The 413-nt window shown below is 43.3% G+C and carries 1 protein-coding gene; it reads right to left on the bottom strand.

Features of this window, described 5'->3' with window-relative positions:
- Positions 1–413: hypothetical protein (locus tag NE664_14730; protein MCQ4727890.1), on the bottom strand; the 413-nt coding region annotated here is incomplete at both ends.

A 413-nucleotide genomic window follows, 5' to 3' on the forward strand; every position in this document is an offset into this window, starting at 1 on the left:
TATTTTCTTTCTCTTAGGGTCATAAAACTCTGTCACAGGGCTTGCAGGCACCGATGCCGTCTTATTACGGTTTACACAAAAAGGGCATTGCCGAAAGCAGCCCCTTGTCAAAAAACCCACAGAATACTCCCGGTAATATTTGAATTTCTTACTTCTTTTCCCGTCCTCACCCTGGCTGGCAAGCCAATTTGCGTAAAGACTGTAATCGGGCATGGTATGTTCTACTTCATAAGGTAATCCGGGGGCCTGGTCTAAATAGAAACCAGTCCCCCCATATTTGACATGTTCCATAGTAAGAACTTCCTCCGGGCATCTTGTTCCTGTAAAAACCTTTGAAAGATACACCCGTCCAAACTCTTGTACATTGGAATAATCAGTCAATAATTCTACCTGATCACCCATCTGCTTATGAT

Source organism: Anaerotignum faecicola, assembly GCA_024460105.1.
Taxonomy (GTDB): Bacteria; Bacillota; Clostridia; order Lachnospirales; family Anaerotignaceae; genus JANFXS01.